Source organism: Pantoea sp. X-Soil-OKNW-556, assembly GCF_059730695.1.
This window is the reverse complement of the sequence record NZ_AP035990.1, coordinates 3,630,964-3,653,133: the sequence shown is the minus strand read 5'-3', so window position 1 is coordinate 3,653,133 and position 22,170 is coordinate 3,630,964. Positions and strand designations below refer to the sequence as shown.

General features: G+C 55.8%; 19 protein-coding genes and 1 other RNA gene. 14 read left to right on the top strand and 6 right to left on the bottom strand.

All coding sequences use genetic code 11. The features are described 5' to 3' along the window. Nucleotides 1-27 precede the first annotated feature (27 nt). From tkt to argO, 6 genes are all read left to right on the top strand, one after another. Nucleotides 28-2,019 carry a transketolase gene (tkt, locus tag AC6I8T_RS17030; protein WP_497834166.1) on the top strand — a complete coding sequence of 664 codons (1,992 nt, stop codon included), beginning with the start codon at nucleotides 28-30 and terminating at the stop codon, nucleotides 2,017-2,019. Between the two features lie 372 nt (nucleotides 2,020-2,391). Next, nucleotides 2,392-3,411, top strand: coding sequence for an erythrose-4-phosphate dehydrogenase (epd, locus tag AC6I8T_RS17025; RefSeq protein WP_497834165.1), 1,020 nt, complete (start codon nucleotides 2,392-2,394; stop codon nucleotides 3,409-3,411). A gap of 51 nt (nucleotides 3,412-3,462) precedes the next feature. Further along, a complete protein-coding gene (gene pgk / locus AC6I8T_RS17020) occupies nucleotides 3,463-4,626 on the top strand; it encodes a phosphoglycerate kinase (RefSeq protein WP_021184641.1) in 1,164 nt (387 codons plus the stop codon). A 113-nt stretch (nucleotides 4,627-4,739) separates the two neighbouring features. Further along, nucleotides 4,740-5,819 (top strand): class II fructose-bisphosphate aldolase, encoded by a 1,080-nt coding sequence (fbaA, locus tag AC6I8T_RS17015; protein WP_021184640.1) that lies wholly within the window; start codon nucleotides 4,740-4,742, stop codon nucleotides 5,817-5,819. A gap of 188 nt (nucleotides 5,820-6,007) precedes the next feature. Continuing rightward, complete coding sequence (gene mscS / locus AC6I8T_RS17010; protein WP_021184639.1) at nucleotides 6,008-6,883, top strand: small-conductance mechanosensitive channel MscS; 876 nt, start codon at nucleotides 6,008-6,010, stop codon at nucleotides 6,881-6,883. A 184-nt stretch (nucleotides 6,884-7,067) separates the two neighbouring features. Then, nucleotides 7,068-7,691 (top strand): arginine exporter ArgO, encoded by a 624-nt coding sequence (gene argO, locus AC6I8T_RS17005; RefSeq protein WP_497834164.1) that lies wholly within the window; start codon nucleotides 7,068-7,070, stop codon nucleotides 7,689-7,691. Here the strand turns inward: argO and AC6I8T_RS17000 are convergent. After that, nucleotides 7,670-9,946: an FAD-dependent oxidoreductase gene (locus AC6I8T_RS17000; RefSeq protein ID WP_208725550.1), complete on the bottom strand. Its 2,277-nt coding sequence runs from the start codon at nucleotides 9,944-9,946 to the stop codon at nucleotides 7,670-7,672. The genes argO and AC6I8T_RS17000 overlap by 22 nt on opposite strands. A 59-nt stretch (nucleotides 9,947-10,005) precedes the next feature. On the opposite strand from AC6I8T_RS17000, the gene AC6I8T_RS16995 reads away from it, so the two are divergent. After that, nucleotides 10,006-10,704 (top strand): IclR family transcriptional regulator, encoded by a 699-nt coding sequence (locus AC6I8T_RS16995; RefSeq protein ID WP_021184636.1) that lies wholly within the window; start codon nucleotides 10,006-10,008, stop codon nucleotides 10,702-10,704. On the opposite strand, the gene AC6I8T_RS16990 is transcribed toward AC6I8T_RS16995, so the two are convergent. After that, complete coding sequence (locus AC6I8T_RS16990; RefSeq protein ID WP_208723673.1) at nucleotides 10,691-11,998, bottom strand: MFS transporter; 1,308 nt, start codon at nucleotides 11,996-11,998, stop codon at nucleotides 10,691-10,693. The genes AC6I8T_RS16995 and AC6I8T_RS16990 overlap by 14 nt on opposite strands. A gap of 218 nt (nucleotides 11,999-12,216) precedes the next feature. On the opposite strand from AC6I8T_RS16990, the gene AC6I8T_RS16985 reads away from it, so the two are divergent. Next, nucleotides 12,217-12,945 carry an oxidative stress defense protein gene (locus tag AC6I8T_RS16985; RefSeq protein WP_021184633.1) on the top strand — a complete coding sequence of 243 codons (729 nt, stop codon included), beginning with the start codon at nucleotides 12,217-12,219 and terminating at the stop codon, nucleotides 12,943-12,945. A 74-nt stretch (nucleotides 12,946-13,019) separates the two neighbouring features. Here AC6I8T_RS16985 and AC6I8T_RS16980 read toward each other — a convergent pair whose 3' ends face one another. Further along, a complete protein-coding gene (locus tag AC6I8T_RS16980; protein ID WP_013510342.1) occupies nucleotides 13,020-13,925 on the bottom strand; it encodes a LysR family transcriptional regulator ArgP in 906 nt (301 codons plus the stop codon). A gap of 159 nt (nucleotides 13,926-14,084) precedes the next feature. Here AC6I8T_RS16980 and rpiA point away from each other — a divergent pair, with 159 nt between their 5' ends. Together rpiA and serA are read left to right on the top strand one after the other, a co-directional pair. Next, the gene (rpiA, locus tag AC6I8T_RS16975; RefSeq protein WP_021184632.1) at nucleotides 14,085-14,744 is read left to right on the top strand and encodes a ribose-5-phosphate isomerase RpiA; all 660 of its coding nucleotides are present in this window, start codon (nucleotides 14,085-14,087) and stop codon (nucleotides 14,742-14,744) included. A gap of 279 nt (nucleotides 14,745-15,023) precedes the next feature. Further along, nucleotides 15,024-16,262, top strand: coding sequence for a phosphoglycerate dehydrogenase (gene serA / locus AC6I8T_RS16970; RefSeq protein ID WP_208723675.1), 1,239 nt, complete (start codon nucleotides 15,024-15,026; stop codon nucleotides 16,260-16,262). Nucleotides 16,263-16,320: 58 nt separating this feature from the next. Here serA and AC6I8T_RS16965 read toward each other — a convergent pair whose 3' ends face one another. The 3 genes from AC6I8T_RS16965 to zapA form a co-directional block, all read right to left on the bottom strand. Further along, nucleotides 16,321-16,911 (bottom strand): 5-formyltetrahydrofolate cyclo-ligase, encoded by a 591-nt coding sequence (locus AC6I8T_RS16965; RefSeq protein WP_021184630.1) that lies wholly within the window; start codon nucleotides 16,909-16,911, stop codon nucleotides 16,321-16,323. A gap of 76 nt (nucleotides 16,912-16,987) precedes the next feature. Then, a non-coding RNA gene (gene ssrS / locus AC6I8T_RS16960) (6S RNA) lies at nucleotides 16,988-17,171 on the bottom strand. Nucleotides 17,172-17,210: 39 nt separating this feature from the next. Continuing rightward, entirely contained in the window at nucleotides 17,211-17,540 is a 330-nt protein-coding gene (gene zapA / locus AC6I8T_RS16955; RefSeq protein ID WP_013510338.1) for a cell division protein ZapA, read from the bottom strand. A gap of 170 nt (nucleotides 17,541-17,710) precedes the next feature. On the opposite strand from zapA, the gene AC6I8T_RS16950 reads away from it, so the two are divergent. The 4 genes from AC6I8T_RS16950 to ubiI are packed head-to-tail and all read left to right on the top strand — an operon-like array spanning nucleotide 17,711 to nucleotide 22,064. After that, complete coding sequence (locus tag AC6I8T_RS16950; protein ID WP_013510337.1) at nucleotides 17,711-18,292, top strand: YecA/YgfB family protein; 582 nt, start codon at nucleotides 17,711-17,713, stop codon at nucleotides 18,290-18,292. 51 nt (nucleotides 18,293-18,343) lie between these two features. Then, nucleotides 18,344-19,666, top strand: a complete 1,323-nt coding sequence (gene pepP, locus AC6I8T_RS16945; protein ID WP_208723676.1) for a Xaa-Pro aminopeptidase — start codon at nucleotides 18,344-18,346, stop codon at nucleotides 19,664-19,666. Beyond that, a complete protein-coding gene (gene ubiH / locus AC6I8T_RS16940; protein ID WP_208723677.1) occupies nucleotides 19,663-20,841 on the top strand; it encodes a 2-octaprenyl-6-methoxyphenyl hydroxylase in 1,179 nt (392 codons plus the stop codon). Before pepP ends, ubiH begins: the two co-directional genes overlap by 4 nt. Before the next feature lie 20 nt (nucleotides 20,842-20,861). Then, nucleotides 20,862-22,064, top strand: coding sequence for an FAD-dependent 2-octaprenylphenol hydroxylase (ubiI, locus tag AC6I8T_RS16935; RefSeq protein WP_208723678.1), 1,203 nt, complete (start codon nucleotides 20,862-20,864; stop codon nucleotides 22,062-22,064). The last annotated feature ends 106 nt before the right edge of the window (nucleotides 22,065-22,170 follow it).

The window sequence follows — 22,170 nt, the reverse complement described above, 5'->3', positions numbered from 1 at the left end:
AAGTATTAATCCGACCTGGAGTAGAAAATGCCCTCTCGTAAAGAGCTTGCCAACGCCATTCGCGCGTTAAGTATGGATGCAGTACAGAAAGCCAAATCGGGACACCCTGGTGCGCCGATGGGCATGGCGGACATTGCCGAAGTGCTGTGGCGTGACTTCCTGAACCACAACCCGACCAACCCGCAATGGGCGGCGCGCGACCGCTTTGTGCTGTCTAATGGTCACGGTTCGATGCTGATTTACAGCCTGCTGCACCTTACCGGCTACGATCTGCCGATGAGCGAGTTGCAGAACTTCCGTCAGCTGCATTCCAAAACTCCAGGTCACCCGGAATACGGCTACACCGCAGGCGTTGAAACCACCACCGGCCCGCTGGGTCAGGGTATCGCTAACGCCGTCGGCTTTGCGATTGCCGAACGCACACTGGCTGCGCAGTTCAACCGTCCGGGCCACGACATCGTGGACCACAACACTTACGTGTTTATGGGCGACGGCTGCATGATGGAAGGTATCTCACACGAGGTGTGCTCCATCGCCGGTACGCTGAAGCTGGGCAAACTGGTTGCCTTCTATGACGACAACGGCATCTCCATCGACGGTCACGTCGATGGCTGGTTCACCGACGACACCGCAAAACGCTTTGAAGCCTATGGCTGGCATGTGGTGCGCGGCGTGGACGGTCACGATGCCGACGCCATCAAAAAAGCGGTGGAAGAAGCCAAAGCCGTTACTGACAAGCCATCCCTGCTGATGTGCAAAACCATCATCGGTTTCGGTTCCCCGAACAAAGCCGGTACCCACGACTCCCACGGCGCACCGCTGGGCGACGCCGAAGTGGCGCTGACCCGCAAACAGCTGGGCTGGGACTACGCGCCGTTCGAGATCCCGGCAGACATCTACGCTCAGTGGGATGCCAAAGAAGCGGGCAAAGCGAAAGAAGCCGCATGGGACGAGAAATTCGCGGCCTACGCTGCTGCGCACCCGGAACTGGCTGCCGAATTCAAACGTCGCATGAACAACGAACTGCCGGCCAACTGGGCTGAAGAGTCGCAGAAATTTGTTGAGCAGTTGCAGGCCAATCCGGCGAAAATCGCCAGCCGTAAAGCGTCGCAGAATGCCATCGAAGCCTTCGGCAAAATCCTGCCGGAATACCTCGGCGGTTCAGCTGACCTGGCACCGAGCAACCTGACCATGTGGTCCGGTTCTAAACCGATCAACGAAGATGCGGCCGGTAACTACATCCACTACGGCGTGCGCGAATTCGGTATGACCGCGATTGCCAACGGTATCGCCCTGCACGGCGGTTTCCTGCCGTACACCGCCACCTTCCTGATGTTTGTGGAATACGCGCGTAACGCGGCACGTATGGCGGCGCTGATGAAGATCCGTCAAATCATGGTCTACACCCACGACTCCATCGGTCTGGGCGAAGACGGCCCGACGCACCAGCCGGTTGAGCAGATGGCGAGCCTGCGCACCACCCCGAACATGAGCCTGTGGCGTCCGTGTGACCAGGTGGAATCTGCGGTGGCGTGGAAATACGCCATTGAGCGTAAAGATGGCCCGAGCGCGCTGATCTTCTCCCGCCAGAACCTGGCGCAGCAGGATCGTAGCGCTGAGCAGCTGGCAAATGTGGCACGCGGTGGTTATGTGCTGAAGGACTGTGCCGGTCAGCCGGAACTGATCCTGATCGCCACCGGTTCAGAAGTGGAACTGGCGGTCGGTGCTTACGACCAGCTGACCACCGAAGGCCGTAAAGTGCGCGTAGTTTCCATGCCGTCCACCGATGCGTTCGACAAACAGGATGCGGCTTACCGTGAATCTGTCCTGCCGAAAGCAGTGGCTGCGCGTGTGGCTATCGAAGCGGGTATCGCCGATTACTGGTTCAAGTACACCGGCCTGAACGGTGCAATCGTCGGTATGACCCGCTTTGGTGAATCAGCCCCGGCAGAGAAACTGTTCGAAGAGTTTGGTTTCACCGTTGCCAATGTGGTCGCAACCGCGAAATCGATTCTGTAATGCTTTTGGGCGGCCCGATGGCCGCCCGTTTGGATTTCCGTAGCGGCGCGATTTATCGCGCGGGGTTTTCCGACATCGCGCACGGAATTGCGCGATAAATCGCGCCGCTACGAATTCGGGCAAGCATTACCTCATTATTCCTCCAGTAATAATCTTAAATTGGCTTATTTTGTGACGCAGATCCAATAATCAGCAGCGCAGTTGATCACAATCATTCCTGTTATTCCTTCCTTGCTTTATCCTAGCTGAACCGTTTCAGTTGTGGCGTGAAACCCGCTGACAACCACAGGCAGTCGACAAGAATTCCCTGTACAAAAGGGTGTGAAACGCTCAGGCTATCGGCACGTTTTTTCAGGTGTGGTTGAAGGAAAGATGACCGTTCGCATAGCTATAAATGGTTTTGGTCGTATCGGGCGTAATGTGCTGCGTGCGTTGTATGAAACAGGCCGCAGAGCGGAAATCACCGTGGTGGCGATTAACGAACTGGCGGAAGCCGCCGGTATGGCGCATCTGCTGAAGTACGATACCAGCCACGGACGTTTTGCCTTTGACGTGCGCCAGGAACGCGACCAGCTGTTTGTCGGTGACGATACTATCCGTATCCTGCATCAGGCCGATATCGCCACCCTGCCGTGGCAGGAGCTGAATGTCGATATCGTGCTGGATTGTACCGGTGTTTACGGCAGCCGTGCGGATGGCGAAGCCCATTTGCAGGCGGGCGCGAAGAAGGTGTTGTTCTCGCATCCGGGCGGTAACGATCTGGATGCCACCGTAGTGTTCGGCGTGAACGAACAGGCTCTTAAACAAACTGACCGCATTGTCTCCAACGCATCCTGCACCACCAACTGCATTATTCCGGTGATAAAGTTGTTGGATGACGCCTTTGGCATTGAGTCAGGCACCGTGACCACCATCCACTCGGCGATGCATGATCAACAGGTGATCGACGCTTATCACAGCGATCTCCGCCGTACCCGTGCAGCCAGCCAATCGATCATTCCGGTGGATACGCGGCTGGCGGCGGGTATAACGCGCATTTTTCCGAAATTTAACGATCGCTTCGAAGCTATCGCGGTGCGTGTGCCAACCATCAATGTTACGGCCATTGATTTGAGCGTTTCGGTACGCCAGGCGGTGAAGGCATGTGAGGTCAATGCCTTGCTGCAAAACGCATCAGAAGGGGCATTTCGTGGTATAGTTGACTATACGGAATTACCGTTAGTCTCAGTAGATTTTAACCATGATCCGCACAGTGCCATTGTGGATGGCACGCAAACGCGGGTCAGCGGTCACCACCTTATCAAAACCCTGGTTTGGTGTGACAACGAATGGGGCTTTGCTAACCGCATGCTCGACACAACGTTAGCAATGGCCGCAAGCGGTTTCAGGTAAGACGCGGTCTGCGTCTGGCAAAACTTATGAGAATCAACGAGAGGGTTCACCATGTCTGTAATTAAGATGACCGATCTGGATCTTGCTGGAAAACGTGTTCTGATCCGTGCCGATCTCAACGTACCAGTGAAAGAAGGGAAAGTGACGTCTGATGCACGTATCCGTGCTTCTCTGCCCACCATCGAAGCGGCGTTGAAACAGGGCGCGAAAGTGATGGTTACCTCTCACCTGGGTCGTCCGACCGAAGGTGAATACAACGAAGAGTTCTCCCTGCTGCCGGTTGTTAACTATCTGAAAGACAAGCTGAACGGCACCACAGTTACCCTGGCTAAAGATTACCTCGACGGCGTTGAAGTCGGTGCGGGTGAGCTGGTGGTGTTGGAAAACGTACGCTTCAACAAAGGCGAGAAGAAAGACGACGAAGCGCTGTCCAAAAAATACGCCGCGCTGTGCGACGTGTTTGTGATGGATGCCTTCGGTACTGCGCACCGTGCGCAGGCATCAACTCACGGCGTAGGTAAATTCGCACCGATCGCCTGTGCCGGTCCGCTGCTCTCTGCTGAGCTGGAAGCGCTGGGCAAAGTGATGAGCAACCCGCAGCGTCCGCTGGTGGCGGTTGTCGGTGGTTCTAAAGTCTCTACCAAATTCGACGTGCTGCAATCGCTGGTGAAAATCGCTGACACCGTGATCGTCGGCGGTGGTATCGCTAACACCTTCGTGGCTATCGACAACAACGTCGGTAAATCCCTGTACGAGCCAGACTTCGTGGAAGCGGCCAAAGGTCTGCGTGACCAGTACGGTATCCCGGTTCCGACCGACTCCCGCGTAGGCACAGAATTCTCTGAAACCGCACCGGCAACCGTGAAAAAGGTTTCCGAAGTGGCGGATAACGAAGAAATTATGGACTTCGGTGATGAAACCGCACAGGCAATGGCAAAACTGCTGAAAGACGCAAAAACCATCCTGTGGAACGGTCCGGTTGGCGTGTTCGAGTTCCCGAACTTCCGTAAAGGCACCGAAATCGTTGCTAACGCGATCGCTGACAGCGAAGCGTTCTCTGTCGCAGGCGGTGGTGACACCCTGGCAGCCATTGATCTGTTCGGTATCGAAGACAAGATTTCCTACATCTCTACCGGTGGCGGCGCATTCCTCGAATTCGTGGAAGGTAAAAAACTGCCAGCCGTAGCCATGCTGGAAGAGCGCGCGAAGCAGTAATCTTTTGGGGGCGGCGCTTTGGCGTCGCCTGAAGACTTGCCCTGACGCTATGGGGCATAAAATCCAGTCCCCCTCGATTCGGGGATGAACGGTAAACGAAACAGGACACAACCATGTCTAAAATTTTTGATTTCGTAAAACCCGGCGTTGTCACTGGTGATGACGTTCAGAAAATCTTCAAAGTGGCGAAAGAGAACAAATTCGCCCTGCCAGCAGTAAACTGCGTCGGCACAGATTCCATCAACGCAGTACTGGAAGCGGCAGCGAAAGTGAAATCGCCGGTCATCGTTCAGTTCTCCAATGGTGGTGCTGCTTTCATCGCGGGTAAAGGTTACAAAACCGACAAACCTCAGGGCGCGGCGATTGCCGGTGCTATCGCCGGTGCGCACCATGTGCACCTGATGGCTGAGCTGTATGGCGTGCCGGTTATCCTGCACACTGACCACTGCGCGAAAAAACTGCTGCCGTGGATCGACGGTCTGCTGGACGCGGGTGAAGCACACTTCGCCAAAACCGGTAAGCCGCTGTTCTCTTCTCACATGATTGACCTGTCTGAAGAGTCACTGCATGAAAACATCGAGATCTCCAGCAAATATCTGACCCGTATGGCGAAACTGGGTATGACGCTGGAAATCGAACTGGGCTGCACTGGCGGCGAAGAAGATGGTGTGGACAACAGCCACATGGACGCTTCTGCCCTGTACACCCAGCCGGAAGACGTGGATTACGCGTACACCGAACTGAGCAAAATCAGCCCGCGTTTCACCATTGCGGCATCTTTCGGTAACGTTCACGGCGTGTACAAGCCGGGTAACGTTAAGCTGACCCCGACCATCCTGCGTGATTCTCAGGAATATGTTTCTAAGAAACACAACCTGCCGCACAACTCGCTGGATTTCGTATTCCACGGTGGTTCCGGTTCTTCTGCTGCGGAAATCGAAGAGTCAATCAGCTACGGCGTGATCAAGATGAACATCGATACCGACACCCAATGGGCGACCTGGGACGGTATCCTGCAGTACTACAAAAAGAACGAAGACTATCTGCAAGGCCAGCTCGGTAACCCGAACGGCGTAGATAGCCCGAACAAAAAATACTACGATCCGCGCGTATGGCTGCGCTCTGCTCAGGCATCCATGGTGGTTCGCCTGGAACAGGCGTTCAAAGAGCTTAACGCGATCGACGTACTGTAATTTTCCCTTTCAGTACAAAAAAGGCCCGAAAGGGCCTTTTTTTATGCATTATTTTCGGATTATTCAGTAAATTCTGACCATCTTTGGCGCTGGCCCCCATTATTGTTTACCCTTGTACGCGGGAGTGTCGGATTCATTCTGGCAGTTTTTGTTCTTTCCTGCGGGAAACTCAACAACAGGGCTAACAAATGGAAGATTTAAATGTCGTTGACGGCATTAACAACGCGGGTGGATGGCTGGTACGCAATCAGGAACTGATCCTGAGCTATGTCGTCAATATTGTGGCGGCGATTGCCATCATCATCATCGGGATGATTGTGGCGCGCATCATTTCGAATGCCATCAATCGGGTGCTGGTGGCGCGTCATATCGATGCTACCGTGGCAGATTTCCTGTCAGCGCTGGTGCGCTACGGCATTATCGCCTTTACCATTATCGCCGCGCTCGGACGCGTGGGTGTGCAGACCGCCTCAGTGATCGCCGTTCTGGGTGCCGCAGGTCTGGCCGTGGGTCTGGCATTGCAGGGGTCGCTCTCCAACCTCGCAGCTGGCGTGCTGCTGGTGACCTTCCGTCCGTTCCGTACCGGCGAGTTCGTTGATCTTGGTGGCGTGACGGGTACCGTACAGAACGTGCAGATCTTCTCCACCACCCTGAAAAGCGCCGATGGCAAAATCGTGGTGGTACCGAACGGCAAAATCATTGCCGGTAATATCGTTAACTACTCTCGTGAACCGATTCGCCGTAACGAATTTATTATCGGCGTGGCCTATGATGCGGATGTGGATCAGGTTATCAGCTTACTGAAAGAAGTGACCGAAGCGGACGAGCGCGTGCTGAAGGACCTGGGTATCCAGATTGGCCTGAACGAACTGGCTGCCTCGTCGCTCAACTTCGTTGTGCGTTGCTGGAGCAAGAGCAGCGACCTGCAAAACGTCTACTGGGACCTGCTGAAAAACTACAAGCGCACGCTGGACGCGCATGGGATCGGCATCCCTTATCCGCAGATGGATGTACATTTCCATCCGGTGAAAAACGAGGCAGCGGTGGCTGAACGCACCGAGTAATCCTCTCAAGCGTAGCGGCGCGATTTATCGCGCGGGTTTTTCCGACACCGCGCACGGAATTGCGCGATAAATCGCGCCGCTACGTAATCGCTTTTACTAATGACCCATTAATTTTTTCCATTTCCTCTAATAATTTCACGCCTTTATACTTCACGCCATCACCCATGTTGATGGAAAAATTTCCGTGTTATCTGTTTATTTACAAGGGCTTGCTCTTGGGGCTTCGCTCATTCTGCCGTTAGGGCCGCAAAACGCCTTCGTGATGAACCAGGGCATAAAACGCCATTATCATTTGATGACGGCGGCACTCTGCATCCTGAGTGACATTGCTTTGATTTGTGGCGGTATCTTCGGCGGCAGCGCTTTGCTTAATCAGTCGCCAGTGCTGCTGATGCTTATCACCTGGACCGGCGTGGTCTTTCTGAGCTGGTATGGCTGGGGTGCATTGCGCAATGCCTGGCAGGGGGATGTCTCGCTGGCATCGGCAGAGATGATAAAGCAGGGACGCTGGCGCATTATCGCCACCCTATTGGCGGTAACCTGGCTCAACCCCCATGTTTATATCGATACCTTTGTGGTGTTGGGGAGTCTCGGTGGTCAGTTGCCGTCTGAAGCCGCACGCCGTTGGTTTGCCCTCGGCAGCGTCAGCGCCTCGATCATCTGGTTCTTTGGTCTGGCGCTGATGGCCGCATGGTTATCGCCCCGACTGCGCACCGTGCGTGCGCAACGTATTATCAATTTGCTGGTAGGCACGGTGATGTGGGTGATTGCTTTCCAGCTGGCGCGTCAGGGTATCGCCAACTGGTGATGCAGATGCAAACCGTAAAGTGCGGGCAGAGCGCCCGCCGTGGCAAGCAGTTCAAGGCGTATTTGCCGAAAACTCACGCCCTGCGGCAATGCATGATGGCAGAGTGAATGATGGTTATCGTTCACCTCAGCCAGCAACATCTCATCCAGCCATACGCGGTAATGGGTGGTGCAATGCGGCGTTACGGCCTGCGCATGCCCCATCTGCACCGTCTCCATTGCATGGTCAAAATCATTATCAAACAACAGGGTGAGTTGGCTGGCCTGCTGGGGCTGTGACCATTGCCAGCTCACCACCGGCGCACTGTCGTCTGATGCCGGAACCCAACAGTTAGTATGACTTTCCGGGCGCAGCTTACCGTTCAGTAGCGCGTCGCGATGCCACAGTTGCAACGGAGCCTCAAGGGAGAAGGCGATGAGAACCTGGTGTGGTGCGCGGCGTGGTAGCCAGAAATCAAATTCATCGACACCATAATCGCCATCATTAATCTGGCGAGTGCGTTTTGCCACCCGTGGATTCAGGCTGTTAAACACCATCATGATGCCCGGCAGCCGCTGGTTGGTCAGGGCGATCTCAATAGCCGGATTCTCGGCAAAGGCAATCATCAGGTAACGATCGCAGTCGGCGTGCCAGGCAAAATCCAGCCGGTATTCCCCTTGATCGTTGACGCAGATCGTCTGACTGGCCAGATGACGGTCGCCACAGGTATTGGCCGGGTTTTCACTGGTCAGCAGCGACACCTGTAGCGACTGTTGTGCAGCCGCCCGCATCGACACCTTCAGTGCGGGCAAACGTTCTCCGGCTTTCAAGGGCAGCAGCAGCGCGCAACGTGATTTCAGGGGCTGCCAGCCACCATCAGCAGGCAGGGAACTGAGCTGAAGCGTGCTGCTGACGTGTACCTTCACTGCGCCGGACGGGCTAAACAGCCGCTGGCGCGGAATGTAAGCGCCCTGGCGCAGCAGATGCTGCTGAAGCTGTCCGATTCGTTCAGGAGTGGACAGCTCGCCTGGGGTGAGATGCTGCTGCTGGCAGATCGCCGCTGCACGTCCCACCACCTCACCGAGTACGCCGCAGGTACACATCACGCGTGCGCTACCGAACGCCACATGGGTGGCGGAGATCAACCTGCCGGTTAGCAGCAGGTTATCCAGCGACCGGCTGTACAAGGCGCGGAATGGGATGGTGTAGGTGCCTTTGCTGTGAAACTGGCGGCAGCCATCATGTTCGCTGTAGACGCCATCAGCGGGATGCAGGTCAATCGACCAACCGCCATAGGCCACGGCATCATAATGATCGTGTTGTTCCACGATATCCTGCTGACATAGCAGCGTGTCACCGAGAAAGCGGCGGCTTTCACGTTTGCCGGGGATCAGGCCGACCCATTCGATAGTCAGGTTTTCCGCATCGGGAAACTCGCCGGAATTCTTGATATAATCCCACACGCCCCAGACGATTTTCCACAGCTCCCATTTGATGGTTTCGCTCTCATGCACCGTGTCGAGCCGTCCTCCCCATTCCAGCCACCACAAGTCGCAACCGTTCAGTTCAGAGGTCAGGCGTTTATAGCGTGGAATGGCCTGGATATCCTTCAGGGCAAAGCCTGGCGGGATAAAACGCACAGGCTCAGCGCTGCGTTTGGTGTAGAAGTAGATAGAGTGACCGAGTTTGTGGCCAAAATGCTCGCCGGGAGCCATTTTCTCACCGAATTCCTCCACCGATTCCGCACCGACCCGATGCGCGGCACCTGCCAGATAGCCCAATACCCCGTCCCCACTGGCATCGATAAATTGTCGGGCGCTAACGTGATAGCGCGTCTGGTTGATGGCGTTAAAGGCATGCACAGCCTGTAACTGGCGACCTGATTTTTCTATCCCGGTCACTGTGGTGTTCAGCAGCAGCGTCAGGCCGGGCTGTGCCTGGACGAGATCCAGCAGCACCAGATCAAACAACACCGGGTTGCCTTCTTTGTTGCGCCACAGGTTCTCCTCCATGATCTCGCCCATGATGCCACCTTCGCGCGCCCAGCGATTATTGTTACCCATGTGCGAGGTGGCACCGTTGGCCCACAGACGAACTTCGCTGGAGGCATTGCCGCCCAGCACCGGGCGATCCTGAATCAGCACCACTGTCACGCCATCACGCGCTGCGGCCAGCGCGGCGCAGACACCGGCCAAACCACCACCGGCCACCAACACATCCGCTTGCAAAGGTTGCAGGGGAAATTGGCGGCTATCCTGAGAGGAGAAAATTTGCATCATTTCATTCCTGTAACTCTGACGCTAAGATTAAATTTTTGACCGCCACAGGGTGATGTATGTCTTCTCAACCCAATCAAAGCCTGATTGACGGTATTCGCTGCCTGCAATATCTGGTTTCCAGTGATAAAGCCGTTGGCTGTCGCGAACTGGCGCGCCAGATGGGGATGAACAGCACGCGGGTTAACCGTCTGCTGATGACCATGGCCTCGATTGGTCTGACGATGCAGGATGAGCATCGCCGCTATCTGCCCGGACCTGGGGTACATGCGCTGGCAGCACAGGCGATTCGCGGATCGTCGCTGTTTGCCCAGGCGCTGCCACAACTGGAAGCCAATGCGCCACGCGATATCGTGGTGGCGCTGGGCGTGCTGTGGGAGGACCAGGTGATCTATATCTGGCACTCGGAACCGGGCGAGCGTACCAGCACCAGCCAGGCGCTGGCGGGCTACCATATGTTGCCCGCCTGGCAGTCGGTGATCGGCGTATCGCTGTTGGCGGCGGAGAGCGATGAAGCCTTGCGGCCACGTTTCACCGACGATCAATGGGCGCAGATTGCCCCGCTGCTGGCGCGTAAACGCACGCAGGACACCCTCATCTGGCATCGTGACGATGGCGAAATCAGCATGGCACTGCCGATTAATAACAATCGCGCGGCCCTGGCGTTCGCCAAAATCTGGCAGGCGGATGAGGCACATCTCCAGCAGCGTCTGGCGCAGTTGCAGGCGCTGGCGCAGCGCATGATCATTGCGCGCTAACATGGTCGATTTTCCCGACGATAAACACGTAACTGGCGATGCCGATAGCGGCCAGCATGGCGATAAACGCCAGCGCTGGCGCGAAATTGTCGCCATCGATTAATGCGCCAATGGCGATCGGCACCACAATGGAGGAGAGCGCGCCGGTGAAGTTAAATACGCCACCGGCCAGCCCGATTAAATGGCGCGGTGCCAGCGCGGTAACAAACACCCAGGTAATGGTCGCGAGGCCGTTGCCAAAGAAGGCGACAGACATAAACAGGATGATCAGCGCGGAGTTGTCCGTGTAATTGGCCCCGAGAATAAATAAGGTCAGCGATAATCCGAGGATTACCGGTAGTTTGCGAGCAACACTGGCCGAAACGCCCCGACGTATCATGCGGTCCGAGGCAAAGCCCGCCAGTAGCACGCCGCAAAAGGCGGCGAAGTAGGGCAGTGACGCCACATAGCCGCTCTTAATAAACGCCATATGACGATATTCCACCAGGTAGGTCGGGAACCAGGTGAGGAAGAACCAGAAGGTAGCCGAAATGGTGAACTGACCAATGTAGATGCCAACCAGCTTGCGACTGCGGAACATCTGCGCCAGATCCTGCCAGCGCGCGCGTGGTGGTTGAGCGCTCTGGCGGTCACCCAGTAGCGCGCCATTGCTGCGCAGATAATTCAGTTCCGCCTGGGAAACCCCTTTGTGATCGCCTGGTTCGCGGTAGAGGACATACCACACCAGCGCCCAAATCATGCCTGCGACACCGGTAATCAGAAACAAGCCGCGCCAGCCAAACGCATCCTGCACATGAAACAGCAGCGGGGTCATGCAGGCTAAACCGACAAACTGCGCCGAAGAGTAAATACCGATGGCGCTGGCGCGCTCCTGTTCCGGGAACCAACTGGAGATCACCCGGTTGTTGGCGGGCATCACCGGGGCTTCAAAGGCACCGACGCCCAGACGCAGGCCAAACAGCGCGAGAAAGCTACCGGCAAAGGCGTGTAGCGCCGTCACCATCGACCAGACAAACAGCCCGACGCCATACACCAGCCGCGCGCCCAGACGATCGATCAGGAAACCGCCGGGGATCTGTAAGGCGGCATAAATCCAGCCAAAGGCAGAGAAAATTAACCCCATCTCCAGCGGCGTGAAGCGTAATTCACCGGCCATTGTCGTGGCGGCGACCGACAGGTTGGTACGGTCCATGTAATTAATAATGATGTTGATAAACACCAGGCCAAGCATCAGAAAGCGTGTGCGCCCGGCACGGACACAAACGTGGGGTTGGGCTATCGGTTGCTCTGTCATCGTGGAACGCTCCCGGAGGTCAGAGTGTCTCTTTAATAGAAACACTGGTAGGCAAATTCAGCGAATACAGGGTGATTATTTTGTGATCGCGGAGACGATAAAACAGCAGAGTGCCCGAACTTTTCGTTGAATCAAAACTCAGACCATCACGCATGGTAATGTGTAGCAGGCTTCGCCATAGTGGCGACCTCAGAATTGAATCTTCAAGGAGGACTTTCGTGAAACTCAAAGCACTGGCGCTGGCCGCCGTAATGAGCGCGGGCGCATTGCCTGCGATGGTTCAGGCCGACGAGCTGCCGAATGGGCCGCATGTGGTGACATCAGGGCAGGCAAGTGTCGAGGCACGTCCGGATATTGCTACGCTCTCGATTGTGGTGAATGTTTCATCGAAAGACGCGGCGGATGCGAAAAAGCAGGCCGATAGCCGTGTTGCACAATATTTTGATTTTCTGCAAAAAAATGGCATCGAGAAGAAAGATATCGATGCTGCTAACCTCAGCACCCAGCCGGAGTACGATTACACCAAAGAGGGGAAGTCGGTACTGAAAGGCTACCGCGCAGTACGCCAGGTACAGGTGACGCTGCGTCAGCTGGAGAAGCTGAATGAACTGCTGGATGGGGCGTTGAAAACCGGGTTGAACGAGATTCGTGCTGTCGATCTCGGCGTGGCAAATCCGCAGACCTATAAGGATCAGGCGCGTAAAGCGGCTATCGCCAATGCAACTCAGCAGGCATCAGCACTGGCGGAAGGTTTCAATGCGAAACTCGGTCCGGTGTATAGCATCCGCTATCACGTAGCCAACTATCAGCCGATGCCGATGGCACGCATGTTCAAAGCGGCGGCACCAGAGGCGGATACCTCAGCGCAGCAAACCTACGAGCAGCAGACCATTCACTTTGACGATCAGGTGGATGTGGTATTCGATATCAAACCGAATACACCGTAATGTTTCCGTAGCGGCGCGATTTATCGCTCAATCCTGTGCGTGATAACTCGCGCCGCTACGAATTCGTGCTGCTGTCAGGCCGCTAAATCATCCTGACGCAATACGCGGTGGCCGTGGGCAATTAATGCATCGGTGACGCGGCGCATCAGACGGCTTTCCGGGGCAAAGCGATGCCAGTACAGCATCCGGCGCTGGTACAAGCCGGGCGTCAAATCCACCAACTCACCATTCGCCAGTTCACGTTCAATCTGCAAATGCGGGATCATACAGCAGGTCGACCCCTGACGAGCCAGCTGGACGAAGGCTTCCGACGAGTTAACGATATGGCAGGGTACGCTACCCGGCGACAGATCGAAATTCTGTTGCAGAAACGCCTGATGCATATCATCGAGATGATCAAAGGCAATGGCCGGGGCTTTCAGCAGCGCCGAACGTGTCACGCCATTTGGGAAGTAGCGATTGGCAAACTCGGGTGAAGCTACAAACAGATAATCTAACGCACCCAGTTGATCAACCAGACAGCTCGGTAAGGGTTGTGGCTGAATACTCACCGCACCCACTACTTCACCACGACGCAAGCGCTCCTGAGTACGGGTTTCGTCTTCGACCTGAATGTTGAGGCGCACCGGGGAATCGGCCAGCACATCTTTCAATGCGGGCAGCAGCCAGGTTGCCAGACTGTCGGCGTTGACCGCCAGTGACAACAACAGCGGCGTGGTGCCACCGTTTTCATCACCCAGCCACTCCTCTTCCAGCAGCTCCACCTGATGCAACAACGCCAGCAGCTTCTGCCCCTGTTCCGTCGGGCGCGGCGGTACGGTACGCACCAGCAGCGGCTGACCGAATAAATTTTCCAGCTGTTTAATACGCTGCGACACCGCAGACTGCGTAATACAAAGTTTTTGCGCGGCGCGCTCAAAGCCGCGTTCACGAATCACAGCATCCAGCGCCTGAAGCGTTCGATAATCCGGGCGTTTCATTGTTGTTCTCTCTCGTTCAGGATGGAGGGTACTATGCCACAAAAAATCAAAAGATGGTTTTTGTGCACTGAGTTACAAAGCCTTTAACAGCCGCGCTTTTTTACGCCGCCTTGTTTTATACTACGCGCACCTCGTTGTCGCACAGGTTTTAAACATACCATGACCCAGGATGAACTGAAAAAAGCGGTAGGTTGGGCAGCACTGCAATATGTGCAGCCGGGCACCATTGTTGGCGTTGGCACCGGTTCGACCGCTGCTCATTTTATTGATGCGTTAGGTTCGATTAAGCATCAAATTGAGGGCGCAGTTTCCAGCTCGGAAGCCTCAACGCAGAAACTGAAATCCCTCGGCATTCATGTGTTTGATCTCAATGAAGTGGATTCGCTCTCGGTATATGTCGACGGTGCTGATGAGATCAATCCGCAGATGCAGATGATTAAAGGCGGCGGCGCGGCGCTGACGCGTGAGAAAATTGTCTCCGCCGTGGCTGAGAAATTTATCTGTATTGCCGATGCCTCGAAAGAAGTGGATGTACTGGGCCACTTTCCGCTGCCGGTTGAAGTGATCCCGATGGCGCGTTCCTATGTGGCGCGTGAACTGGTGAAATTGGGCGGCCTGCCAGAATATCGTCAGAACGTGGTGACCGATAACGGCAACATTATTCTCGACGTGCATAATCTACGCATCCTCGATCCGATCGCGCTGGAAAAAGCCATCAATGCGCTGCCTGGTGTGGTGACAGTAGGGCTTTTTGCAGCTCGCGGCGCTGATGTTGCGCTGATCGGCACTGCTGATGGCGTAAAAACCATTACCAAATGATCTGTCCGGCGCTGTTGCAGCGCCGCTTATTTCCATACGCAAAACATCTTTTCTTCGTATGCTGAAATTCGGTGACTTATGTCACAAAACAGTCATCAACAGCAGGTTCATTCTTCGCTCTGTACGCATATCCCGATTTTGTACGGCATTGTGCTGCCGTAGCGCTGACGCGTGCTGAGGTCGAGGCAATCGATTGTCTTGCTGCAAACGAATTTTTTGATATTTTGACAGAAGGCTGGCTTATGGCAGCCCTCGTTGAATTCTGAATAGGGTCGGGAAATGGCAGAGTTATCACTGGAAAAAGACAAGATTAAGTTCCTGCTGGTGGAAGGTGTCCATCAGAGTGCGCTGGATAACCTGCGCGCAGCAGGTTACACCAACATCGAATTCCACAAAGGTGCACTGGATGCGGAGACGCTGAAGTCCTCCGTTCGTGACGCACACTTCATTGGTATCCGTTCCCGTACCCAACTGACCGAAGAGATTTTCGCTGCGGCTGAAAAACTGGTTGCGGTTGGCTGCTTCTGTATCGGCACCAACCAGGTTGACCTGAATGCAGCAGCAAAACGTGGCGTGCCGGTGTTTAACGCCCCGTTCTCCAACACCCGTTCGGTTGCCGAACTGGTGATTGGTGAAATGCTGCTGATGCTGCGTGGCATCCCGGAAGCGAACGCCAAAGCGCACCGCGGTATCTGGAATAAAATTGCAGCGGGTTCCTATGAAGCTCGTGGCAAGAAGCTGGGTATCATCGGCTATGGCCACATCGGTATGCAGCTCGGTGTGCTGGCGGAAAGCCTTGGCATGCATGTGTTTTTCTACGATATCGAGAACAAACTGCCGCTGGGCAACGCCACACAGGTGCGTCACCTGTCTGACCTGCTCAACATGAGTGATGTGGTCAGCCTGCACGTACCGGAAACCCCATCAACGCAGAATATGATCAGTGCCGCTGAACTGGCGCTGATGAAGCCAGGTGCGCTGCTGATTAACGCCGCACGCGGTACGGTGATTGATATTCCGGCGCTGTGCGATGCCTTGTCCAACAAACATCTGGCGGGTGCGGCGATTGACGTGTTCCCGGTGGAGCCGGCGACCAACAGCGATCCGTTCAATTCACCGCTGTGTGAATTCGATAATGTGATTCTGACGCCACATATCGGTGGTTCGACGCAGGAAGCGCAGGAAAACATCGGTCTGGAAGTCTCTGGCAAGTTGGCGAAGTATTCTGACAACGGTTCAACCCTGTCTGCCGTTAACTTCCCGGAAGTGTCGTTGCCGATGCATGCCGCCAGCGCCAGTCGCCTGTTGCACATCCACGAAAACCGTCCGGGTGTCCTGACCGCCATCAACCAGATTTTTGCCGAGCAGGGCATCAACATTGCCGCCCAGTATCTGCAAACCTCGCCGCTGATGGGCTACGTGGTGATCGATATCGATGCACAGCAGGATGTGGCGGATAAAGCGCTGCAACTGATGAAGGCGATTCCGGGCACCATTCGCGCGCGCTTGCTGTACTGATTTAACATCGCGCTGCTACAGCTATCGTAGCGGCGCGATTTATCGCGCAATAACCCGGTTACCACTGCCACAATTTCGACGGTGTAATCACCACCGGCAACGGCACATCCCAGGTCGCTACTGGCAGCGTTTCAACATGCTGACAGTCATGCGCAATCCCCACCGGTAGAAAACCATGCTGCTGCCAGTTTTGTAGCGTGCGATCGTAAAAACCGCCTCCCATACCCAATCGCTGCCCGCTTTGGTCGAACGCGACTAATGGCACCATCACCACGTCCAGCTGATCAAGGGTGACCATTTGGGTGATATCCAGCGGCGGTTCCGGGATGCTTAATTTATTCGGGCTGAGTGGCGTGTCGGGTGTGTAGCGCAGGAACAGTAAATTTCCGGGGGCGAAAGGGTGCAGCACCGGCAGGAAAACCTGTTTTTTCTGTTGCCAGAGCTTGGCGATGAGTGGGCGAGTATTCAACTCCCCATCAACGGACAAGAACAACGCAATACGTTCGGCATTGCTGATGGGCGCAAAATTTATCGCATGCTCTGCCAGCAAATCGGCGGCTTGTTCCTGCTGTTCAGCCGTGAGGTTGCGGCGCAGATGACGCACATGTTGACGAATGTCTTGTCGGTCACGAAATGAGGGTTCAGACATGATATCCCCGGCAAAGTCGGCTGTTGCCAGCCACTATATCATGCGTACCGGGGGATAACAGAAGTGGAACTAAGAGGAGATCTCCGAGATGCCGCCGCAGGCTGTAACCCTTGAACCCTTGGTTCAAGGTGAATGTGTCGTCGCAACTATCAGGCTTCTCGGACGGACCGAGCATGCTCACAAGTTACGGAGCGCCACATTCTGTGGTAATGAAATATCGGCTCAGGGGACTGGCCCGCATGCAAACATCTCAGAGAAAATTTACTTCACCGTTACTGTATCACGATAACCATGAAGTGTTATTCAAACTTTGTGCCCTGGCGATCAGTTATGCGACCTTGCTCAACTAATGCTTGTTCAATGGTCTGTTGCAGCATACGAATACGTTGTTCCATATTGGCTGCGTAGTCGCGCGTCTTACCTTTCTCTTGTGCCAATTCGTGGCAGATGTTTAACGCGGCGATGAACACCAGTTGCTCTGTATTTGTGACTCTAGTGCGAACTTTTAAATCTTGCAACCGTTGATTGAGGTCCTCAGCTGCCGCATTCAGCGCATCTTGCTGTTCAGGCGGACAATTCACTCTCAACGAACGACCAAAAATCTGAATATCTACCGGTTGTGCAGACATGCCACCTTCCTGACTGATTACTTCGCCCGCATCTCCCTTAGCAGTCAATGGCTTGGGAGGAGCGCAACTATATAGACCTGGGTGAGAAGTTACAACCCCTTTTCTGGAAACCCTGAGGCACCTGGTGGTAGCATAACACGAACTTATTCTGCCAACGACGACCAAAGCTTATGTCTTTACAGAACGCAACGCCCACTTACAACGCGCTGGCAGCGGCGCTTTCCCAGCAGGGCGTGGGAATGACACCCGCCGAAATGCACGGCCTGATTTGCGGCATCCTGTGCGGCGGTAACCAGGATAACAGTTGGAAGACGCTGGTGCACGACCTCACCAACGAAGGCATGGCCTTTTCACAAAGCCTGTCGCAGCCGTTGCAGGCGCTCCATGAAAGCCTGACCAACACTCTGGATGAAGAGGGTTTCCTGTTTCAACTGATGTTGCCTGACGACGATGACATCACGGTATTTGACCGTGCCGATGCGCTGGCGGGATGGGTCAACCATTTCCTGCTGGGACTGGGTGTGACTCAGCCGAAACTGGACAAGGTCACCGGCGAAACCGGAGAAGCGATTGATGACCTGCGCACCATCGCTCAACTGGGCTACGACGAAGATGAAGATCAGGAAGAGCTTGAGCAATCACTCGAAGAGGTGATTGAGTATGTGCGCGTTGCCGCGCTGCTGTGTCACGACACCTTCACCCAGCCGCGACCGCCGACAGCACCTGAAGTACAGAAGCCCACGCTACACTAAGCGCGTCATTCCGGGTACTGCCGTGCCCGCTTTTCAACAGGGAGTGCAAACATGATTACACTGGAAACTTTCCAGCAACGTCGTCAGGCGCTGATTGCCCGTATGGCGCCCGGTAGTGCCGCATTGATTTTTGCTGCGCCGGAAGTGACGCGCAGTAACGACAGCGAGTATCCCTTCCGTCAGAACAGCGATTTCTGGTATTTCACCGGTTTTAACGAGCCGCAGGCGTTGCTGGTGTTGATTAAAAGCGACGAGACGCACAACCACAGCGTGTTGTTCAACCGCGTGCGTGATCTGACCGCCGAAATCTGGTTTGGCCGTCGTCTGGGCCAGGATGCGGCACCGGCGAAACTCGGCGTGGACCGGGCATTGCCGTGGGACGATATTGGCGAACAACTGCATCAACTGTTAAACGGTCTGGATGTGGTGTATCACGCCCAGGGGTTGTATGCCGAAGCCGACAAACTGGTGTTCAGTGCGCTGGAAAAACTGCGTCGTGGCTTCCGTCAGAACCTGAGCGCGCCAGATACCCTCACCGACTGGCGTCCGTGGGTGCATGATATGCGCCTGTTCAAAGGACCCGAAGAGATCGCCATCCTGCGTCGTGCCGGGGAAATCAGCGCGCTGGCCCATACCCGCGCCATGCAGGTCTGTCGTCCGGGGATGTTTGAATATCAGCTTGAAGGTGAAATCCAGCATGAGTTCAATCGTCACGGCGCACGTTTTCCCTCCTACAACACCATTGTCGGAGCGGGTGAAAACGGCTGCATCCTGCACTACACCGAAAATGAGTGCGAGATGCGCGATGGTGATTTGGTACTGATTGACGCAGGTTGCGAATTCCAGGGCTACGCGGGCGATATCACGCGAACCTTCCCGGTTAACGGCAAGTTCACCGCCCCTCAGCGTGCCATTTACGACATCGTGCTGGCGTCACTGTACAAAGCGCTGGAACTCTTCCGTCCGGGCGTGAGCATCCATGACGTGAACGAAGAAGTGGTGCGTATCATGGTCACCGGCCTGGTGGAACTGGGGGTGATGGAAGGCGAAGTGGATGCCCTGCTGGCCGAGCAGGCCCATCGTGAATTTTTTATGCACGGTTTGAGCCATTGGCTGGGGCTGGATGTACATGATGTCGGTCACTACGGCACACCAAGCCGCGACCGCATCCTCGAACCCGGCATGGTTCTGACCATTGAGCCTGGTCTGTATATCGCACCAGACGCCAGGGTGCCTCCGCAATATCGCGGAATCGGTATTCGTATCGAAGATGACATCGTCATCACCGAAGACGGCAACGAGAATCTGACCGACAGCGTAGTGAAGGATGCTGATGCGATTGAAGCCTTAATGGCGGCGGCACGACAGGCATGAGCATTCTGATTGCAGGCGGCGGCATGACCGGTGCCACTCTGGCACTGGCGTTATCCCATCTCACTCAGGGAAAACTGCCGGTAACGCTGATAGAGCGCAGTGAGCCGGACAGCCGTGCGCATCCGGGGTATGACGGCCGTGCCATCGCGCTGGCAGCCGGCACTTGCCAGCAACTGGCGGAGATCGATCTGTGGCGTTCATTGCAGGATTGCGGCACGCCAATCACCCAGGTGCACGTTTCTGACCGTGGCCACACTGGGTTTGTCTCGATGCAGGCGGCGGATTATCAGCTCCCGGCGTTGGGGCAGGTGGTGGAGTTGTTCGATGTTGGACAACGGCTGTTCCAGCGTCTGAAACAGGCGCCGGGTGTAACGTTACGTTGCCCGGCGCAGGTCACAGCGGTGTCACGCAGCGCTGATAACGTGCAGGTCACGCTCGATAGCGGCGAGCAACTGGACGGTGCTTTGTTGGTGGCGGCTGACGGTTCGCGTTCACCGCTGGCTGCCTCCTGCGGCATTAACTGGCAGCGTGAGGATTATCAGCAATTGGCGGTGATTGCCAATGTCACCACGCAGTTGCCACATCAGGGGCGCGCCTTTGAGCGTTTTACCGAACATGGCCCACTGGCGCTGTTACCGATGTCGGGCAATCGCATGTCACTGGTATGGTGTCATCCGCTGGATGACCGAGAAGCCCTGATGCAGTGGGATGACGCGACTTTCCTGCGTGAGTTGCAACAGGCCTTTGGCTGGCGTCTCGGGCGCTTCACCCATACCGGTCAGCGCGAAATCTACCCGCTGGCGTTGCAAACGGCTGAACGCCAGGTGGCGCATCGTCTGGCGCTGGTTGGCAATGCGGCGCAAACGCTGCATCCCATTGCCGGGCAGGGCTTTAACCTCGGCCTGCGTGATGTGATGTCGCTGGCGGAAAATCTCGCCAGCGCCTGGCGCCAGCGTCAGGACCCTGGCAGTTATGCGGTGCTGCATCATTTTGCCGCACGACGCCAACCGGACCGTGCCGCCACCATTGGCGTCACCGATGGTCTGGTGCGGTTGTTCGCCAACCGTTATGCTCCGCTAGTGGCAGGACGAAATTTTGGGCTGGTGGCGATGGACCACCTGCCGTGGCTGCGAAACCCCCTTGCCGCGCGTACGCTCGGCTGGGTAAAACGTTAAGCATGAATTAAGGGGCAGCAATGCAAACTTTTGATGTGGCTATCGCTGGTGGTGGCATGGTCGGACTGGCCGTCGCCTGTGGGCTGCAAGGCAGCGGATTACGCGTCGCGGTGCTGGAGAAGGCCGCAGAACCGCAGTTTGATCCGGCAGCTGCGCCATCCGTTCGCGTCTCGGCAATCAATGCCGCCAGCGAACGCCTGCTGCAAAAACTGGATGTCTGGTCAACGATTCTGGCTCTGCGCGCCAGCGCGTATCACGGCATGGAAGTGTGGGATCAGGACAGCTTTGGCAGCATCAGTTTCGATGATGAGCAGCAGGGCCTCGCACATCTCGGCCATATTATTGAAAATCCGGTGATTCACAGCGCGCTGTGGCAACGTGCCAGCCAGTGCAGCGATATCACCTTGCTGGCTCCGGCGCAGTTGCAGCAGGTGGCGTTTGGCGACAACGAAGCCTTTATCACGCTCCAGGACGGCAGCATGATGAGCGCGCGTTTATTGATTGCCGCTGACGGTGCCAACTCGTGGTTGCGTGATAAGGCCGATATTCCTATCACTTTCTGGGATTATGATCATCACGCGCTGGTGGCAAATATCCGCACCGATCTGCCGCATGATGCGGTGGCGCGCCAGGTGTTCCACGGCGACGGCATTCTGGCATTTTTGCCGATGCAGGACCCGCATCTCAGCTCCATTGTCTGGTCGTTGTCGCCGCAGGAAGCCAGCCGTTTGCAGGCGATGCCCGAAGCGCTGTTTAATCAACAGCTTTCCGTCGCGTTCGATATGCGCCTGGGTCTGTGCCAGGTCGAGAGCGAACGTAAAACCTTCCCGCTGATGGCGCGCTATGCACGTAACTTTGCTGCGCACCGACTGGCGCTGGTCGGCGATGCCGCGCACACCATCCACCCATTGGCAGGCCAGGGTGTCAATCTCGGCTTTATGGATGCGGCGGAGTTGATCGGTGAAATCCGCCGCCTGCACAGTCAGGGCAAGGATATTGGTCAGCATCTCTATCTGCGCCGTTATGAACGCAGTCGCAAGCACAGTGCTGCGTTAATGCTGGCGGGTATGCAGGGCTTCCGTGAATTATTTGCGGGCAGCAATCCGGCCAAGAAATTGCTGCGTGATGTCGGGTTGAAACTGGCCGATACCTTGCCAGGCATCAAACCGATGATGCTCAAGCAGGCCATGGGGCTGAATGATATCCCCGCCTGGCTGCGCTAATCTCCCCTTCCTGTAGCGGCGCGATTTATCGCGCGAATCCGTTCGCGATGCCGGTAAAACCCGCGCGATAAATCGCGCCGCTACGATCATTGCCTCCTTTGCACCA

Coding starts and splice junctions, on each gene's coding strand:
- tkt (WP_497834166.1), top strand. CDS start 28: ATGCCCTCTCGTAAAGAGCTTGCCAACGCCATTCGCGCGTTAAGTATG.
- epd (WP_497834165.1), top strand. CDS start 2,392: ATGACCGTTCGCATAGCTATAAATGGTTTTGGTCGTATCGGGCGTAAT.
- pgk (WP_021184641.1), top strand. CDS start 3,463: ATGTCTGTAATTAAGATGACCGATCTGGATCTTGCTGGAAAACGTGTT.
- fbaA (WP_021184640.1), top strand. CDS start 4,740: ATGTCTAAAATTTTTGATTTCGTAAAACCCGGCGTTGTCACTGGTGAT.
- mscS (WP_021184639.1), top strand. CDS start 6,008: ATGGAAGATTTAAATGTCGTTGACGGCATTAACAACGCGGGTGGATGG.
- AC6I8T_RS17000 (WP_208725550.1), bottom strand. CDS start 9,946: ATGCAAATTTTCTCCTCTCAGGATAGCCGCCAATTTCCCCTGCAACCT.
- AC6I8T_RS16995 (WP_021184636.1), top strand. CDS start 10,006: ATGTCTTCTCAACCCAATCAAAGCCTGATTGACGGTATTCGCTGCCTG.
- AC6I8T_RS16990 (WP_208723673.1), bottom strand. CDS start 11,998: ATGACAGAGCAACCGATAGCCCAACCCCACGTTTGTGTCCGTGCCGGG.
- AC6I8T_RS16980 (WP_013510342.1), bottom strand. CDS start 13,925: ATGAAACGCCCGGATTATCGAACGCTTCAGGCGCTGGATGCTGTGATT.
- rpiA (WP_021184632.1), top strand. CDS start 14,085: ATGACCCAGGATGAACTGAAAAAAGCGGTAGGTTGGGCAGCACTGCAA.
- serA (WP_208723675.1), top strand. CDS start 15,024: ATGGCAGAGTTATCACTGGAAAAAGACAAGATTAAGTTCCTGCTGGTG.
- AC6I8T_RS16965 (WP_021184630.1), bottom strand. CDS start 16,911: ATGTCTGAACCCTCATTTCGTGACCGACAAGACATTCGTCAACATGTG.
- zapA (WP_013510338.1), bottom strand. CDS start 17,540: ATGTCTGCACAACCGGTAGATATTCAGATTTTTGGTCGTTCGTTGAGA.
- AC6I8T_RS16950 (WP_013510337.1), top strand. CDS start 17,711: ATGTCTTTACAGAACGCAACGCCCACTTACAACGCGCTGGCAGCGGCG.
- pepP (WP_208723676.1), top strand. CDS start 18,344: ATGATTACACTGGAAACTTTCCAGCAACGTCGTCAGGCGCTGATTGCC.
- ubiH (WP_208723677.1), top strand. CDS start 19,663: ATGAGCATTCTGATTGCAGGCGGCGGCATGACCGGTGCCACTCTGGCA.
- ubiI (WP_208723678.1), top strand. CDS start 20,862: ATGCAAACTTTTGATGTGGCTATCGCTGGTGGTGGCATGGTCGGACTG.